Genomic DNA, 17,777 nt, shown 5'->3' on the forward strand with positions numbered 1-17,777 from the left:
GTTACATTAACCCGCTGCGGTATCGGTCGACGCGCCGGCCGGCAGCACGCTGAAGCGGGTGGTGACGAGCGAGCGCGAACCGGTCCACAGTCGCGCCCAGCCAGGAGGCCAGGACAAGGCCGGACCGTTATATTCCGGCACGCCGCGCCGCACCGGAATGATAGGAAGGGTCGGCGGCACGGGCCCGTCGCGGCTATCCCAGCCCAGCGTATAGGCATAATCCGGCAGCAGTGCGGCGCAGACGCGCTCGAACCATTCGGTGTGATCCTCGTCTCGGCCCAGCGCCTGCGCCAGGCCTTGCGGATCGAATTTGGCCAGCGTGCGCACCAACTGTTCGGTCGGCTCGCCCGGCGTGTCGCCCCACCCCATCACCGGGTTGAAGTTGTAATCCGAACCGGACCCATACCAGCCTTCGCGCCACGGGCGCTCCATCCAGTTGCGCTGTCCCGCAAACAGATGCCAGCGCCAGTGCAGTCCGGACGGTCGCGGCCAGCTATACAAGTAGAGGCGCTGGTAACCGGCGCGGTGCAATTCGCGCACCATCGCCATCAGGCGCGCATGTGGCATGCGGTCGGGCGGGCGGCGGCGAAACAGGATCGGCTCGCCATCGGCATGCTGCACTTCATCGGTCGCCAGGTTCAGGTCGAGCGTACGCACCTCGCTGCCGAAACGCGCCGAAATCCATCCGGTCAGTAAATTGACGGCAGTGATCACGCCATAGCCGCGATGACGGTGAAAGATGACGGTGCCGGGTGCGACAGGTTTCATAAGACGTTCAATGGAAGCTCTGCAAACAGTGTAACGGAATGCGGCGCTGATGAAGAAGAATTCCGCATTGCATCCGCACAGGCATGTTATGACTGTGCAACAGCGATATAAGTTCTGCCATGCAGCAAATGTCCTATCCGCGTTATGATTAATTTTTCAATTCTGCGCGTTCCTTGATCAACCATGACCTTGCGCCTTATCGCCACTGGCGGCACCTTCGACAAGCATTACGATGAAATCCGTGGTGAACTGACGTTTGCAGATTGCCATCTGCCGGAAGTGATCCGTCGTACGCGCATGACGATGCCGGTAAATTTGGAAACCCTGCCCCTGCTCGATTCGCTGGATATGCAGGATGCCGACCGCCAGCGCATTCTCGCTTCCTGCCGCGCAGCAGCCGAGCCTGCCATCGTGATCATCCATGGCACCGATACCATGCGTGAGACGGCACAGGTGCTGGGAGCGGCCGCGCTGAACAAAACCATCGTGCTGACCGGCGCGATGGTGCCTTATGAAATCGCCGGTTCGGACGCCTTGTTCAACTTCGGCTTTGCTGCGGGCGTGGCGCAAACCCTGCCTGCGGGCGTGTATGTGGCCATGAATGGCCAGGTCTTTGCATGGGACCGCGTGCGCAAGAACCGCGCGGCCGGCGTGTTCGAGACCGTATCAGGTAGTTAAGGCCGGCTCGTTGCGCGGGGCGCCGTCATCCTTTTCGACGCGATTGCGCCCGCCTTCCTTGGCCCGGTAAAGCGCGTCGTCGGCGCGGCGGCACCAGCTTGTCAAATCTTCTCCAAGCACCAATTGCGCGCAGCCGACACTGATGCTCAAGCGTCCGACGGGCTCGATCTCCTGCTGCGTAATGGCATGACGCAGCTTTTCCGCCGCCTGCACCGCTTCGCCGAGCGCCACCGGCATGAGAATCGCAAACTCTTCGCCGCCCCATCGGCATACCAGGTCGGAGGTGCGCACGCTGGCTTGCACGATGCCGGCCATTTGCCGCAACACGTCATCGCCGACCAGATGGCCGAGACGATCGTTGACTTGCTTGAAATGATCGATATCCAGCAGCACCAGGGAAATCGGTTGCACATACCGGTTGGCGCGCTGAATTTCACGCTTGGCTTCCGATTCCAGGTGGCGGCGATTCCACAAGCCGGTTAACGGATCGATACGCGCGCTATGCTCTGCCCTGGCGCGTGCCTCATGCAATTCTTCCTCGATGCGCGTATGAGTAAGCAGCAAGAACGTGAAGGCCACCACGATCGCCAGCATGGCTTCAACCAGGATCAGCAACCGAAAGCCGACATCCTGCGCCAGCATGTCAGTCATGGTCGGCGCCAGCATGACGTCGACAAAACGCCAGGAGGCGATGACGCCGGTACCGATAAAGACGGCGCACAACAGCAGGGTAGCCGACTTTTGCCGCCCCCTGGCATGAGGAAGCGCGAGCCGGAAAACACGCATCGCGATGAAAAACTGGAAAGCGCTAGCCCACATGATGCGGATATTGACGCCATCCGCCCTGAACAAACAATAGGCCAGCACTGCCAGAATCACCGCGCCGCCTGCCCAGTTCAGCCGGTTCGCCGGAATTTTGCTTTGCCGATAAAAATTCGCCACGCCGTCATACAAGAGGCACAAGCTGGCGATGGCCATTGCATTGCCGGTCAGGATGGCGAAGACCGGCGGCAGCGTGCTACGCAGGATGGCAAGGATAAAGCACCCAGCCAGCGTGACCAGCCCGGTTGCCCACAGGCCAAAACCGGGATAGGTCTTCCTTGTCTTGAGCACGAATACCATGAGGCTGGCGATCGTCATCAGCAGCATCGTGACAATCAAGCCAAGGGTGGGAGCATGCAGCAGGTTCAGCATGAAAAATACAATTCAAAAGCGTTTGCTATGACTGGCCGGTCGAACCGCGCTGTATCGTGATCCTGCTCATCGCTCCAACTTGCGCCAGTTCCCTCAACAGGGAAGGCGCATTGTAGCTTGGAATTTCTGGCCGCAGCATCGAGCAGTGCGATAAACCACACACTGTTAAGCGCAATGCGAACAAATGCGCTGCACCGATGTCGTATTGGAATTCTTAATACAAATTCATGTTTTTGCTTTCCAACTTTCATTTGTTGAAATTTATTTAATTTTCAGAGACAGAATAACCATGCGCCAAATTTCCCGTCCGCTACCTGCTTTCGTTGCAATTGGTTTTTCATTAGTCATCGCAGCATGTGGCGGCGGTAGTAGCGATAGCGACGTTGGCATCGCTAATAACGCTGTTGATACGCCTGCCAATGGGAACCAGCCTGTCGTTCAGGAAAGTGGAGCGCCGGCCGCCACCGGCGACACGTCGACGGACGGCTTCAACTGGACCAACTTTCGCCGCAGCCAGCTGGGCTTGACGGCATTGACGCACAATAGCGCCATTGACCGGGCGGCACAAAACCATTCTGATTATCAGCGCGCCAATGATGTCATCACTCATGAAGAAACACGCGGCTTTTCCGGATTCACCGGCGAAACGGTACAGGAGCGGCTGGTTGCAGCCGGATATGGCTTACGCGGCGACTATGCGTTCGGCGAAGTGATTTCCGCCAGCGGCGATACCTCGGGCTTCAATGCGGCGGAAGACTTGATTGCCGCGATTTACCATCGGTTCGTGATGTTTCAGCCCAGTTTTCGCGAAGCCGGCGCGGGAACGGCAACCGTGCCCGATGGGTACACCTATTTCACGCTCAACCTGGCCAGTACCAATGGCTTGGCTGCAGGGCTTGGCAGCCGCCGTATCGTCGCGTATCCGTTCGACGGGCAAACGAATGTGCCGACGATTTTTTATAGCGACTATGAATCGCCAGATCCGGTCGAAGACCGCAATGAAGTCGGCTACCCGATCAGCGTGCACGCCGACATCACGTCCGACGTGACGGTGCAGACATTCACGGTTGCACCGCGCGGTGCTGCGGCGCTCCCTGTCAAGCTGCTGAGCAGTACAACGGACACCCATACCACGCCCTCGGCTGCGGCAATCGTGCCGCTGGTCGTGCTGTCGCCGAACACGACTTATGATGTGCAATTCACCGGGCTCGTCGATGGCGTTGCCGTATCCCGCTCGTGGTCATTTACGACCCGTTGAACTCAGCGTCCTCAGGCGTACTCGGCCTGGCGACGTGCGGAGGACACAAGTGATAAAGCATGGCCATGAATGTCCAGACTACCCAGGCCGACCAGACGTTATGGGACAGGAAGTGAGCGCCGCGGATCATTTGCGCCCAGCCCATTGCCATGCCGAGCGCCAGCGCAACGACCAGGCCAATCTGCGCCCGGCGCGCATGCACATGCCGCAGGCCGAAATAAAACGCCATCAAAGAAAATCCACCTGATGCATGCCCGCCGGGAAAACAACGTCCGCCGCCCGTCACCGGCATATGCTCGAACAAGCGTTCAAAAGGCGCATAGCCGCCATATTCCGCCAGATCCCAGGGGCAATGCATGCCGCTGACATGCTTGAGTAACGAAACCAGTTCCGTGCTGCCCGCGATCGCCACTAACATCCAGATCAGGGGACGCCGGTGATGACGCCACTGCGGAATGATATAGGTCAGCACAAAACCGCCGAACACGACCACGCCGACCGCGACGACGATCATTTTTAAACCGTCATGCATGACGGTTTGCATGAAGGGATCGCTCCGCCACGGGAAGCTGCGGCTATGCGCATCGTAGTACGGCGCGATCATCGCCTGATCAAGCGCCGTATGGTTGAACACAAACCAGATGAGCGGCGCCAGCAGCAGCGAGACTGCCAGCATCCAACCGTCATGTCGCAAACGCATCAATGCAGGCTCCTATACTGACCATTGCTGACCAGCTCGGACGTTCCCTGATAGAACGCGATCGCTTCTTGCAGCCACTTCCGGTCGACCGGAATCGGCTTCATATAGTGCCGCAGGCGGCTGCGCCATGCCATGAACAATTTGATCATCTGCATTTCCTCCAAGAGTTGCGTCGGAGTATAGAAATGCGGGTGTGATCAACTCCTTCCGAAAATGTGATGGAGTTGTGAAGAGCGCGAGTAACGCGTACGCACTCAGGCGCGCATGCGCACGTGCACCCGGGTCCCCTGGTGCGGGTCGCCGGGAATGGCGACACTTTCGATGCCGCAATGCCAACCGTGCGCCTGGCAAATCCGCTCGACGATGGATAAGCCCAGCCCCATGCCGCCCGGAATATCACTGGCCCGATAGTGTCGATCGAACACGTGCGCCAGGTGTTCTGCCGCGATACCATGCCCGGTATCGGAAACGATCAGCGCACCGTCACGGAAATCGATGTCGATGCTGCCTTGCCGGGTATAGCGGACGGCGTTGCCGATCAGGTTATCCAGCAGCAGGCCTAACAGGGCAGGATCGGCATCCACCATCGTATTCGTCGGCACATGGACATTCAATTGCACGCCGGCGGCGGCACAAGCCGCGACATGCTGCCCGGCGCTGACATCGGCCTGCTGCCGCAGATTCAGCGAAACGCGCTCGTCCAGCGCCAGTTCGCGCGCCAGGAATAGCAAGCCGCGCAAGCGCCCTTCCATGTCATCGGCGGAAGTGACAATCCGGTCCAGCCGCTGGCGCGCACGCTCATCCAGAGCCGGCTCCTCCAGCAGCAGCTCGGCGCTGGTACGCACGCGTGTCAGCGGCGTGCGCAATTCGTGGCTGACGTTGGCGGTAAATTCCCGTTCGCGCGCCAGCAACTCGCGATTGCGCTGGCGGTAATCGTCAAGCGCCCGCGCCAGCAAGCCGACCTCGCGATCCAGCTCGGCGTCGTGCAGCGGAGCGGAATCATCCCTTTGCAACCGATCGGTGATTTTCTGCAGCTGAAACAATAAGCGGCCAGCCAGCCAGTAACCCAGCCACAGCGATGTCACGCCAAGCAGCAGGACGCCGCCCAGCAATTGCCATCCCAGGCGCGCCAGGCGCTCCTCATGTTCGCTGACGTCATACAAAAGGTAATAGCGCTCTCCCCGCTGTTCGCGTATGCCGACGTGATATTCGGTGTCCCCGACAAACCATTCGTAATTGCCGGCCGGCTTGGCGGAAAAGTTTGCCGGCAAGGGCGAAGGTGCCACGTCTTTGGATGTACGGAACAGGCGCAGGCGGTCCGAATACGACGCCAGCATTGCCGGGCCACCGTCACGATCAGAATGACTGACATAGTAGTCCAGTGCGGTATTGACCACCTCGTCGATCATGTCTTCTTCCTGCTCTTCGGTCGTGACGAACAGGGCGATGGCCTGGATCAGCACGGCCAGGGTCGAGAGCAACGCCAGGCTCCATGCCAGGCGCCAGCGCAGGCTATTTCTCATCGGGATTCACCAGTCGATAGCCGCGCCCATGCACGGTCTCGATCATGCTGCGGTCATCCTCCAGCGTCAGTTCGCGCCGCAATTGTGAAAGATGGCTGCGCAAGGTATCGCTGCTGGCTTGCGGCTGGCCCCATACGATCTGTTCCAGTTCGTCGCGCGAGAACAGCCGCCCTGGCTGGGCCAGCATGGTCTGCAGCAGCTTCAGGCATTTGGGCGGCAACCTGAGCGCCTGCTTGCGCCAGGTCGCCACGCCGGAAAAAGGGTCGTATTCCAGGTCGCCGAGCCGTTGTGCGGCTTCCACTACCCGCCCCTGCGCACGCTTGACCAGGGCGACAATGCGCGCCTCGACTTCCCTGAGCGCGAAAGGCTTGACGAGATAATCGTCCGCTCCGGCGCCAAACCCGGCAAGCTTGTCGTCCAGCGTATCGCGCGCCGTCAGCATCAAAATCGGCAAAGCGGATTTGGCATCCTGGCGAATGCGTTGCGCCAGGGTCAGGCCATCCATTCCCGGCAAGCCGATATCCAGTACCACGACATCGAAATGCTGCGTGGCGATCAGGTGCAGCGCCGTCAGGCCGTTCGGCGCCGCATCGACGCCATAGCCGCGCGCCGAGAGAAACTCGTACAGATTGTCGGCAATGGTGGCGTCGTCTTCGACGATCAGGATTTGCATTGGCTTATCGGAAAAATTCGTACGCTAACACATCCAGGCGGATTTGAGCGGGCACAAAACCCGCTGAGCTGCCGCTGGCATTTGCGGCAAAAGCTTCGATGATAAATGAATACGTGCCGCCTGAACCGGCTCCTGCTTGGGAAGAAATTGCCATGATCCACAGAAAATCACTTCCGCGCGCCATGGTGGCGGGCGCCCTGCTCGCCGCAAGCCTGCAACAGGCCGGGCTGCCGGCGGCACGGGAAATCGATCCAGCCACCTTGCTCCGACTGGATGCTGCACTCTGCACGCAACCGCCAGGCGCAGCGTCGAACCGCAAGGTTTTCCTGCAACTGGCGCAAGCGACAAAGAACGAGTTGCGGCCGCTCGGTCAATTGCCCGAAACCCAGGCACGCGGCGGCAAGCGTGACGTCAAAGATCCGCCGTTATATACAGACCTGGGCAAGCTGCAGTTTCCGATTACGACCTCCGTGCCATTGGCGCAGCAATACTTCAACCAGGGCATGCGGCTGACTTACGCTTTCAACCATGCAGAAGCCATCCGTGCCTACCGCGCCGCGCAACGCCTCGATCCGCAATGTGCGATGTGCTTCTGGGGCGAAGCGCTGGCGCTGGGGCCGAACATCAACATGCCGATGGATCCGCAAGCCAATCCGAAGGCATTGGCGGCGCTGCAGCGAGCGCAGGCATTGCAGAATCGCGCCAGTGCGCGCGAGCAGGGATTGATCGAAGCGCTGGCCAAGCGCTATTCCGATGCGCCCGACGCCGAACGTGCCGCCCTCGATGTCGCCTATGCCGATGCAATGGGACTGCTCGCCAAACGTTATCCCAAGGATCAGGACCTCGCCGTGCTCTATGCAGAGTCGCTCATGGACATAGCGCCTTGGGATTACTGGGAAGCCGGCGGCACCAAGCCCAAGGGAAGAACCGCGGAACTGGTCGCCACGCTGGAGAGCGTGTTGAAAGCCAATCCGAACCACCCTGGCGCCATTCATTACTATATCCACACGGTCGAAGCCTCGTCCGATCCGAAACGCGCCGAGCCGTATGCCGAGAAGCTTGGCAAACTGGCGCCGGGTGCCGGCCATCTGGTGCACATGCCGGCCCATATCTATTATCGCGTCGGCCGCTATCAGGATTCGCTGGCGGCCAACCGGCAAGCGGTCGCCGTCGACGAAGCCTACATCGCGTCGCAAAAGCCGGAAGGCATCTATCCGCAGGGTTACTATCCGCACAACGTGCATTTTCTGATGGTTTCGGCGCAGATGGCAGGCGATGGCGATACCGCAATCAAGGCGGCCGACAAGCTCAATGCGATCGTCAGCGATGACGCGGCGCGGGAATTCGCGCTGGCCCAGCCGGTCAAAGCCGCGCCCTATTTCGCGCATACGCAATTCAGTCGACCGGAGGCAATCCTGAAATTGCCGCCGCCCGGCACGGGCCTGCCCTATGTCGAAGGCATCTGGCACTACGCGCGCGGTGTCGCGTATGCCATGCAGGGAAATACCGAAAAGGCGGCACAGGAGTCCGCTGCGATCGGTCGCCTGCGCACCCAGGCGGACTTCGCCAAACTGCATGAAGCGCAGGTGCCGGCGGAAGACGTGTTGCAGATTGCCCAGCTGGTGGTGGACGCGCGCATCGATCAAGCCAAAGGCAATTTGCCGGCGGCCATCGGCCGTTTCGAGCAAGCCGTGACGCTGGAAGACAAGCTGGCCTATATGGAGCCGCCATACTGGTATTACCCGCTGCGACAGTCGCTAGGCGCGCTCAGGCTGATAAATGGCGACACCGACGGGGCCGAGCAGGCTTTCCGCGCCAGCCTGGCGAAAGCACCAAACAATGGCTGGGCGCTGTATGGACTCGCCGAAGTCTTTCGCAAGCGCGGCGATGAAAAGGAATTGGCGGCTGCAAAAGCTCTGCAGGCCAAGAGCTGGGCCGGCAAGCCGGGGCAATTATCGCTTGCGCGCCTATAGCGTCGCCCCGGTAGTCGAGTTATCGAGTGCGCTGGCATGCGGAAGACCTCGCAAAGGTTTCGCAGATGCTGTTTCTTTGCCACGAATGAAATTCCAATAATCAAATATGCTAGGATGAAATATTAAATACGCGACACATCCATTCATTCTTTACCTAATAAAAATAAGGGGAGTCTGTCATGACAGGGTTGGAAGAAGCTGAAGATCCGCGCCGCCGCTGGCTGATCCAGGGACTCACAGCGGGCATCTTTTGTTCGACGCTTTCAGCCGGCGGCGCCTTTGCCCAAAGCCTGTTGGGCAGCAAGCCCGGGCCGCTTCCCGCAGGGCGGTCGATTTACCGGCTGTCAGGCAGGGTCACGGTCAATGGCAAGAATGCCACGCTCGATACCTTCATCAATCCGACCGATACGATCGAAACCGGCCCGAACAGTGAAATCGTGTTCGTCGTCGGCGGCAATGCCATGATCCTGCGCAGCGATAGCCGGCTCGATCTGGCGGGCGAAAAGAAAGAGAATGGTTCGCTGATCATTTCCGGTTTGCGTCTGTTGACCGGCAAGCTATTGTCGGTATCGCGCAACCAGCCGACTACGCTGAAGACGCCTACTGCCGTCATCGGCATTCGCGGCACAGGCTGGTACATGGAAGCCGAACCGGAACTTACTTATTTCTGCACCTGTTACGGCGTCACCGACATTGCTTCCAGCGCGGATCCATCCAGCAAGGAAACCGTCGCCGCGTCGCACCACGACAAGCCGGTGTACATCACTGCAGGCGGCCCGACTGGCCAGAATATCCGCCCTGCCGGCTTCAAGAACCACAGCGACCAGGAATTGATGCTGATTGAAACGCTGGTGGGCCGCACCACCCCGTTCAACTTCCCGGGCAACAGTTACGAAGGGCCGCGCCGCAGCTACTGACCGGCCAGCGGCATCCCGGCAGCAGAATGAAAAAAGCCACGCATTGCGTGGCTTTTTTATCGTTACCGCGGCGCTCCGTTCAAGATCCAGTTGAGAATCAAATCATAGTTGGCGCGTCCCGGGCTACCCGGCTCCAGGCTGTTATCGAAGCCTGGCTGCAAGCCGCCGTTGTGATGATGATTCGATGGCTTGCGCAACAGCGGGCTGGCAACGACATCGGCGAAGTTGACCCTGCCTCGCACTTCCTTGTAGAACCAGGCATCGTCGGTGGCATCGACGGTACTGTCGCCATTGCGGTCAATGTCGGTAAAGAATAGCGGCGGACGCGGCGCCACCGCCGTCGTCGTGTGGCACGTCGTGCAGCCCGCACTTTGCAGCACGGTCTTGACGTCGGCAAAGCGAATCGCGGAAGGCGCCGGCGTCAAGCCGTTGTTCACTACCAGTTTCAGCGTTACCGGCGCGCTCGATGTCGCGCCATTGCTTGCCACCAGTTGCACCAGATACGTGCCGTCGGCCGTCGCGTTAAAGGTCGGCGTTGCGGATGAAGCGTTGGTGAGGCTGGCGGCGTTGCCCGGATTGCTGGAGATCGTCCAGTTATAGGTCGAGGCATACAAGCTGTTGGCTGCCGAGAGCGTAACCGGGCCACGGCGAACCGTCCTATCCGGCCCCGGGTCCGCTATCGGGCGGCCTGGACGCAGGGCTAAACCTTGGCTATCGCGCACTGCATAGCCGAGCCCCAGGCTCTCCAGCCACACTGCCAGCTCGTTCGGCGCATTCGATGCCCAGAAATCCTCATAGACGATCTTCGCCAGTGGCATGTTGCCGCGCTCGATGACATGCGCCTTGATGCGGTCGGAATAGCCCTGGAATTTGGCATACGACATGAAATCCACTTCGGACTGATTACCGGTGCCGCGCACGCTGTGGCACGTGATACAGGCCGGGCGCACGACATTGCGATACAGGGTCGACTGGCCGGCAGTGAGCCACCCGGTTGGCACATAAGTGTCGGAAAAATTCGCATTGGGTAAGCCATCGCCGCCATACGCCGCCTTGAGCATTTGCGCCGCGGTGCCTTGCCACTCGTTGCTGGCCGCGACCGAAGCGGCAGGCCGGCAGGCATCTTCCGGTAATGCGGAAGGCGCCGACAAGGGATAGCTGCACAACACCATGCGGTTCATGGATTTCAGCACCGGCTCCAGTTCGGCACGGGTAAACCCGGGTGTTGCGGCGAAATCGAGCACATCGAGATTAAACATCTGCATGCGCCCCTGCACGTCGCCGCGATGCTGCGACACGGAGTTCTGCGCCAGCGGGAACAAGGGTTTGCCATCCGCTCCCGCAGGCGTCAACGGATCGCCGCGGCCGCCATGGCAGTTGATGCAAATGCCGGGCATGGCCTTGTTGCCGCGGCCATCGAGGTCCGCGACCAGCTCGCGCTGGCCGGTCGTCGGGCTGAAGGTGTAAAACTTGACGAAGGGAGCGCCGCCATTCGGCCCCGGGCTGAATTCAATGGCGTTGGTGCCGATGTGCCAACGGTTGTCCGAGCGTGTGCCATTGGCGCCGCCGCCCTGCACCGCCGCCACGGCCGCATCCAGATTCAGGCGGGTATAGGTGTAACCCTCGCCGGCATTGACCTGGTAATTTTCGACGAACATCGCGATCGTGCCATCCGGATTTTGTCGCGCCGACATGCGGCGCCCATATCCCAGATCGCGGACGTCGCCGAAGGTCGCCGAGACTTCGCCCAGCGTGCCCGCCGTTGTACCGAAGCCATTGGCAGCCTTCCACTTGGCCAGCGTATCCTTGTCATTGTTCGGATCGATCGCCTCGTAATACGCCTGCGCATAGGCTGGCGTATTCATTTCCAGCGTACCGTCATCCAGCCGGATAGCGTTCGGGAACAACAGGAACATGTCAGGGCCGGTCGTCGCCGCAGACTGCACAGGCGCCGCCACGACTGTCGCGCTGCTACTCTCGCCTCCGCCACCGCCGCAAGCCGACAGCAACAGGGCGCAAGTCAGGGTAGCCAGGCCGGCATGGAGAATTCGGGTATTCACAATAAATGCCTTTAGAAGCTGCTCAGATACATGAGGGAAAACTGGTTGACGACGTAACGCGGCGTGCCGATCCCAGGCACCCCGGGTGAGGCGTCCGGTGTCGACCTTGCCCGACGCCAGGACATATCGAGCGAGTCCTTGGTGCCGATCGCATAGTTGTAGCCCAGCGTGAAAATCACGGTCTTGCCGGTGAAGCGGTAGGCATAAAAACCATCGCGCAGGAAAGCGCTATCCGGGGCAAACATCCGGGCGATATTGACATTGGCCAGCGTATGCGTGCCGCTGGACACGATGTCGCCGTCGCGGTATTCGCCGCCAAAGTAGAAGGTGCCGAACGTTGAGGCGGCATAATCGAGGTTGAAGCGCGCGGAATATTCGCTGCCGCCAAACACCGGATTGTCGGCATGGCGCCAATTGCGCTGCAGCGCGCCGAACAAGGTGATGCGGTCGGTCAGCGTCTGACGCACGCTTGCGCCTGCCGAATAGCGGTAGCCGTCGCGCTGATCCGATTCGAAGTTCGTGCCCTTGACGCTGCCAAACAGGCTCCAGATCGCCGAGTCATAGTCTCCGTTGGCGCGGTATTGCCATTCCACGTCGCCGCCGAGGTAGATATTGTCCAGCGCGGCATACGTCTTGAAGCGCTCGGCGCCGGCGACAGCATTCAGGAATACGCGCGTATTCTCGCTTCTGGCGACCACCATGCTCTTGGAAAGATTGACGCCGATCGAGCGGTCCTGGCGGATATCGGCTGCTGCACTGGCGCGATTGATATTGTCATCAAAGGTGCCCCAGACATCGACCTTGATGCCTAGAGACGCCGTAGTGAAGGCCGAAGAGGTCAGCAAGCCATTGTTCTTGCCATCGAGATTTTTGACCAGCTTGAGCAGAACAGCCTGGATGTTTTCCTGTCCGGTGGAGCGCTGCAGTTGATAGTCAAGGCTCAAGGTCAGGCCGCGTCCCAGCATGATATCGCTGCCGACGCCGAGCACGAGCGAGCCGCGCCGCTGCGAATTGCCAGGCAGCGTATACACCGGCCCGCCCGCCAGGTCGGCATACGAAAAGACGGCGGCATCCTCGCCCTTGAATTCATGCTGATATTCGATGCGCATGCGCGGCAATACCAGGCCGAAACGCGATTCATGCGCCGCTTCGGCACGCAGACCGGCAGCCAGTTGCACGCTCGGGATCGTCTGGCTGCCATACCTCAATGCGTAAGCGCCGGCGCCGCTCTCCGTTGTAGCATGCAGCCAGTGCTGCGCCACATCCAGGCGACCGTAAGGCGACAGCCGAATGCCATCGGTCTGGAATTCGTAACCTGCCGTCAGCGAACCGAAGACAAAGTCGCCGGAGCGGCTGCTGCGGGCGAAGTCATTGAGCGGCGCGACATAGCGTTCGGTCTTGTAATCGATCTGGCCATAACCGATCACGCCATCGAGATACGTATTGTCGCTCGGCTGGTAGCTGGCATAGGCGGCTACCGTCGTGCTCTTGCCGCGACTATTCGTGCCATCGATGCCGATCTCGGTGGTATCGCGGCCATAGCCGACGCCGCCGCCTACGACCAGCCTGTCGTTGACGCGGTAATCGGCGCCGACACTCACGCCATCCGTCGAAAAGCTATGCCCGGTACTGCTGTCCGGATTGCGCGAGCCGAAGCGCACGCCGCCGCCGACCCATACATCGATGCCGCCATCCTCGGCAGCCATGCCGCCATTCGAAGAGAAATTGAGCGTGGCGCTCTGCGACGCATTCGCTGCCATTGTCAGCGCCTGGCCCAAGGCTATCGATTCATTGGTATTGCCGCCGGCAGCGGAAATGGCCGACGCCAGCGTGGCGACGGCTGTCGCCGGAGTTGCCGACGATACCGAAGCCGGATTCAGTCCTGCCATCGGGTCTGCTGATAGCGAGGCAGCAGGACGGTAGGCGGCGCCCGTATTGCTGCTAGCCGCCGACATCGCGCCAGCCTGTTGCTGAGCCGGGAAAGCTGCGCCGGCGCTTGACAGGCCGCGTGCGGTGCGCTGACGGCTTGCGAAATCCGAAGCGGTGCCATTGCCGCCACCTGCCTCGCCGACGCTGGCGAGCGGACGCTGGTGCAACGATTCCATCCGGGTCTGGAAATTGGATATCTGCGCGCGCGAAAAACGCCGGCTTGTCTCCACCTGGGCGCGCACCATCGCAGTCACTGCAGCATCCTTGGTTGGGTCGGGCCGGCCGGCCACAGTCACGTTGACCACGGCAGGCGCTGACGTGCCGGCATTACCGTATGCGACATAGGAAAAGGTGTCCGTGCCAAAGTAGTTATTGGCAGGCGTGAAAGTGACGCGCGTGCCGTTGACCGTCACCGTGCCATGCGACGGGCTGGCGGCAATCGACACGCCGCTGATTGATGACCCTGTAATGAATGGCGCCAGGTCCAGCGTGGCCGCCGTATTCAGGGGCACCGTCATTGTCGTCGTGGCGGCGCTTGGCGCCAGCGTATCGACCGTAATGGAAACCGTGAACGGCCCGGAAGTGCCGCCCGCTCCCGTTACCGTATAGGCAAAACTGTCGGCGCCGCTGTAGCCGTTGGTCGGGGTGTACAAGACGGCGGTGACGCTGGCGGCGGGCGTGGGAGCTGTGCCGTGTGCGGGTGCCGTGGTGATATTGACCTGGCTGCCCGGTGCGCTGGCTGGCAAGGGAATGCTGACAGGCGTGTTGAACGGCGTCGTGACCGTGACATTGCCGCCGCCGGGGCTGATACTGATGGTCAGTCCCATGGAGTTGGTGCCGGCCGCACTGGTTGCACTGATGGTGGCGAGCGTCACTCCGGCGCTGGTTGGAGTCCCCGCGATCAGACCGGTCGCCGTATTGACCGACAACCCCGCTGGCAAGCCGCTGGCGTTGTAACTCGTGGTGCCGGGGCTGGCGCCAATCTGATAGCTGAATGGTTGATTGTAAGTGCCGCTAGCAGTATTGGCGCTGGTAATGACCAGGGCCACGGTGAAGACCAGCGTCTTGCTGTCGGTAGCCGTGGAATTGGATGCCGAGATCGTGACGTTGAAGGTGCCGCTTGCCGTCGGCGTACCGGAAATCAATCCGGTGGCAGTATTGACGGACATCCCCGGCGGCAGGTCGGTGGCGTTGTAACTTGTCGGGTAATTGGTGGCCGTGATCTGGTAACCCGGGTGAGCAACGCCGGCGGTGCCGCTGGTCGTCAATACGCTGTTGACCACCGGGGCCGAGAGTGAAATGGTAATGACGAGCGTCTTGCTGTCCGTTCCGCTGGCATTCGTCGCAGAGATCGTGACGTTATACGCGCCATTCAGCGTTGGGGTGCCGCTAATGACGCCCGTCGTGGTATTGACGCTCAATCCGGGCGGCAAGCCGGTGGCATTGAAGCTGGTCGGACTATCGCTTGCGGTAATCTGGTAGGGTGAAAATGCCGTGCCGGTAGAGCCGGTTGCGGTCAGCCCGCTATTAATGACGGGGGGCGACAGCGCAATGGTTATGACCAAGGCCTTGTTACCGGTGCCGCTGCCATTAGTGGCGGAAATAGTGGCGTTATAGGTGCCCGCCGTAGTCGGCGTTCCGGAAATCAAGCCGGTCGAGGTGTTGAGCGACAGCCCTGGCGGCAAGCCGGTGGCGCCGTAGCTGGTTGGGCTATTGCTAGCCGTGATCTGGTAGCCGCCAAAAGCAACCGAGGTGGAGCCGCTGGCAGTGCCCGCGCTGGAAATGACGGGGGCAGGAGGAGAAGCGATGACGACGGTAGCCGTGCGCACGTTGGATGTGCCGCCTGGCCCGGTTGCCTGGTAAGTAAAGCTATCCGCCCCGGATTGTCCGGTTGCCGGCGTGTATGTCGCAGTCGTGCCGCTGAAGCTGACGCTTCCCTTTGACGGGCCGCTGACGACCTGCAGGGTATCAAATGCGTGCGAGGCGCCGAGTGAAAAATTCGGGATCGTAAAATCGGTGGCAGTATTGTGCGGGATGGCTTGATTTGATGGCGCCGTGCTGGGAACGAAGCTGGCAATATAGGCGGCAATATCATTGCGCTCGGCAGTCGTGAAGGTCATGCCCATGCTATTGGCCGTATTCGCCCAGGTAATGACTCCGCCGGCGTTCGCGGCATTGAAACGGGCATCCGCAGGAGTACTGCCATGGCAGGAAGCGCAGTTCTTTCCGGTAGGTCCCCAGAGCGTTGCCCCGGTTGCGCTACTACCGCTTGTGGTCTGTGCGTGCGCGGCATGGGGCCACGCGAGGGCCAGCGCGGGCATAAAGGCCAATAACATGAGCACATACCGGCCTGCCAGCCATGTATGCATGCGTCCGGCGCAAACGATCCCCCTGCCTGCCGGCCCATTGTCAGCAATGTGCATTGCCACTCCCCTGCCCTGATAAGGCGCGGCGCTCAAGGGCGCCGCTTATTTTGATATCGAAATATCCCGCGAGTGTAGCATTGCGAATTTGCCATATGAACACGAAACACTAGGCTCAGGCCGAATGTGTTGTATCGCTGTCGCCTAAGCTAATACTCGCGGTCAGGCAGGGAGAAATGCACCAAATTGGGGTGTCGCTATAAGAAGTGGCTTGTTACTTCCCGATACAAAACCGGCTGAAAATCACGCCCAGCAAATCATCCGGCGTGAATTCCCCGGTGATGCTGTTGAGCCTCTCCTGTGCCAGCCGCAATTCTTCGGCAAACAAATCCAACGCCTGGTCGGAAGTCGCGGCATGCTCGGCCGCCGCGTCCAGATGGAAGCGCGCCTGCTTCAGCGCGATCAGGTGGCGCTCGCGCGCCAGGTACAGCGATTCGCCGGTCTGCTGCCAACCGGCGATGCGCAGCAATTCATTGCGCAGCAAATCCACGCCGGTGCGCTCGGATGCCGATAAATAAACATGGGTGGCGTCCGCCTGCTCTTCCGCGGCCGGCTTGTGGCCCGACAGGTCGATCTTGTTCCAGACCCGCACCACCGGCACATTCGCAGGAAAGCGCGCGGCGATCTCTTCGTCGGCGCGAGTCGGCCCGCGGGCGGCATCCAGCATATGCATGATCACATCGGCTCTCTCCACCTCGGCCCAGGTGCGCTGGATGCCGATGCGCTCCACCTCATCGCCGTGGCTATCCAGTTCGCGAATGCCCGCGGTATCGATGATATTGAGCGGAATGCCGTGGAGCTGGATGGTCTCGGTGACCTTGTCGCGCGTGGTGCCGGCAATGGGCGTGACGATCGCCACATCCGAGCCGGCCAGTGCGTTCAGCAGCGAAGATTTGCCGACGTTAGGCTGCCCCGCCAGCACCACGTTCAAGCCTTCGCGTAGCAAGGCGCCCTGCGACGCCTGGGAAAACACGTGTTCGAGCGACGCGCGAATAGCGGCCAGCTGGCCGCGCGCATTGGATTTTTCCAGGAAGTCGATTTCCTCTTCCGGGAAATCCAGCGTCGCTTCCACCAGCATGCGCAGGTTGATTACCTTCTGCACCAGCGCATTGATGGTTTTCGAGAATTCACCCGACAGCGACTGGGTGGCCGACTTCGCCGCCGCTTCGGTGGACGCATCGATCAGGTCGGCGACCGCTTCCGCTTGCGCCAGGTCGAGCTTGTCGTTCAGGTAAGCGCGATACGTGAATTCTCCCGGCTCAGCCAGGCGCAAGCCAATGCCGGCGCCCGCCTGCAGGCAGCGTGCCAACAACATTTGCAGCACCACCGGCCCGCCATGCCCCTGCAGTTCCAGCACATCTTCACCGGTGTAGGAATGCGGCGCCTTGAAATGAATCGCCAGACCCTGATCGATGATGCTGCCGTCATCATTCAAAAAACTTAAATAGGTAGCATGGCGCGGCTGCAGCTGCTTGCCTGAAGCCAGGCCGCACACCGCTTCGATGACTGGCGACAGATCCTTGCCGGAGACGCGAACTACGCCGATGCCGCCGCGTCCGGGAGCGGTGGCGATGGCTGCGATAGGAGAAGTATCGAATTTCATGATTTGATTCTATGCCAAGGCATGCATAAGAAAAAAGCCCGCGATGCGAGACCGCGGGCTTGCTATGGTTGAAATACA

The 17,777-nt window shown here is 60.5% G+C and carries 14 protein-coding genes; 4 read left to right on the forward strand and 10 right to left on the reverse strand.

Going from position 1 to position 17,777, the window contains the following annotated elements; genetic code table 11:
• Positions 1–6: 6 nt before the first annotated feature.
• On the reverse strand, positions 7–768 hold the full coding sequence (locus EDC30_RS06730) for an L-asparaginase (RefSeq protein ID WP_132258030.1): 762 nt from the start codon (positions 766–768) through the stop codon (positions 7–9).
• A gap of 183 nt (positions 769–951) precedes the next feature.
• Between EDC30_RS06730 and EDC30_RS06735 the strand changes: the two genes are divergently transcribed.
• Positions 952–1,446, forward strand: a complete 495-nt coding sequence (locus EDC30_RS06735) for an asparaginase domain-containing protein (RefSeq protein WP_132258032.1) — start codon at positions 952–954, stop codon at positions 1,444–1,446.
• Here the strand turns inward: EDC30_RS06735 and EDC30_RS06740 are convergent.
• Positions 1,435–2,640 carry a GGDEF domain-containing protein gene (locus EDC30_RS06740; protein ID WP_132258033.1) on the reverse strand — a complete coding sequence of 402 codons (1,206 nt, stop codon included), beginning with the start codon at positions 2,638–2,640 and terminating at the stop codon, positions 1,435–1,437. The genes EDC30_RS06735 and EDC30_RS06740 overlap by 12 nt on opposite strands.
• A 289-nt stretch (positions 2,641–2,929) precedes the next feature.
• Here EDC30_RS06740 and EDC30_RS06745 point away from each other — a divergent pair, with 289 nt between their 5' ends.
• Positions 2,930–3,898 (forward strand): CAP domain-containing protein, encoded by a 969-nt coding sequence (locus EDC30_RS06745; RefSeq protein WP_132258034.1) that lies wholly within the window; start codon positions 2,930–2,932, stop codon positions 3,896–3,898.
• Here the strand turns inward: EDC30_RS06745 and EDC30_RS06750 are convergent.
• The 5 genes from EDC30_RS06750 to EDC30_RS19450 all read right to left on the reverse strand — a co-directional run bounded on the left by EDC30_RS06750 (position 3,885) and on the right by EDC30_RS19450 (position 6,948).
• Entirely contained in the window at positions 3,885–4,598 is a 714-nt protein-coding gene (locus EDC30_RS06750) for a phosphatase PAP2 family protein (protein WP_132258035.1), read from the reverse strand. The two genes, EDC30_RS06745 and EDC30_RS06750, sit on opposite strands and share 14 nt — an antisense overlap.
• Positions 4,598–4,747 carry a hypothetical protein gene (locus EDC30_RS19445; RefSeq protein ID WP_165973755.1) on the reverse strand — a complete coding sequence of 50 codons (150 nt, stop codon included), beginning with the start codon at positions 4,745–4,747 and terminating at the stop codon, positions 4,598–4,600. Before EDC30_RS19445 ends, EDC30_RS06750 begins: the two co-directional genes overlap by 1 nt.
• Positions 4,748–4,852: 105 nt before the next feature.
• Positions 4,853–6,121 carry a sensor histidine kinase gene (locus EDC30_RS06755; protein ID WP_132258036.1) on the reverse strand — a complete coding sequence of 423 codons (1,269 nt, stop codon included), beginning with the start codon at positions 6,119–6,121 and terminating at the stop codon, positions 4,853–4,855.
• Positions 6,111–6,794, reverse strand: coding sequence for a response regulator transcription factor (locus tag EDC30_RS06760; RefSeq protein ID WP_132258037.1), 684 nt, complete (start codon positions 6,792–6,794; stop codon positions 6,111–6,113). Before EDC30_RS06760 ends, EDC30_RS06755 begins: the two co-directional genes overlap by 11 nt.
• A 4-nt stretch (positions 6,795–6,798) precedes the next feature.
• Entirely contained in the window at positions 6,799–6,948 is a 150-nt protein-coding gene (locus EDC30_RS19450) for a hypothetical protein (RefSeq protein WP_165973756.1), read from the reverse strand.
• Between EDC30_RS19450 and EDC30_RS06765 the strand changes: the two genes are divergently transcribed.
• Together EDC30_RS06765 and EDC30_RS06770 are read left to right on the forward strand one after the other, a co-directional pair.
• Positions 6,947–8,767 (forward strand): tetratricopeptide repeat protein, encoded by a 1,821-nt coding sequence (locus tag EDC30_RS06765; protein ID WP_132258038.1) that lies wholly within the window; start codon positions 6,947–6,949, stop codon positions 8,765–8,767. The genes EDC30_RS19450 and EDC30_RS06765 overlap by 2 nt on opposite strands.
• Positions 8,768–8,946: 179 nt before the next feature.
• Positions 8,947–9,684 (forward strand): FecR domain-containing protein, encoded by a 738-nt coding sequence (locus EDC30_RS06770; RefSeq protein ID WP_132258040.1) that lies wholly within the window; start codon positions 8,947–8,949, stop codon positions 9,682–9,684.
• A 62-nt stretch (positions 9,685–9,746) separates the two neighbouring features.
• Here EDC30_RS06770 and EDC30_RS06775 read toward each other — a convergent pair whose 3' ends face one another.
• The 3 genes from EDC30_RS06775 to mnmE all read right to left on the reverse strand — a co-directional run bounded on the left by EDC30_RS06775 (position 9,747) and on the right by mnmE (position 17,699).
• Positions 9,747–11,744 carry a PKD domain-containing protein gene (locus EDC30_RS06775; RefSeq protein ID WP_132258041.1) on the reverse strand — a complete coding sequence of 666 codons (1,998 nt, stop codon included), beginning with the start codon at positions 11,742–11,744 and terminating at the stop codon, positions 9,747–9,749.
• Between the two features lie 11 nt (positions 11,745–11,755).
• Entirely contained in the window at positions 11,756–16,096 is a 4,341-nt protein-coding gene (locus EDC30_RS06780; RefSeq protein WP_132258043.1) for an autotransporter domain-containing protein, read from the reverse strand.
• Between the two features lie 214 nt (positions 16,097–16,310).
• Positions 16,311–17,699: a tRNA uridine-5-carboxymethylaminomethyl(34) synthesis GTPase MnmE gene (gene mnmE / locus EDC30_RS06785; protein ID WP_132258044.1), complete on the reverse strand. Its 1,389-nt coding sequence runs from the start codon at positions 17,697–17,699 to the stop codon at positions 16,311–16,313.
• Positions 17,700–17,777: the final 78 nt, after the last annotated feature.

This window comes from Paucimonas lemoignei (assembly GCF_004342585.1).
GTDB classification, from domain to species: domain Bacteria; phylum Pseudomonadota; class Gammaproteobacteria; order Burkholderiales; family Burkholderiaceae_D; genus Paucimonas; species Paucimonas lemoignei.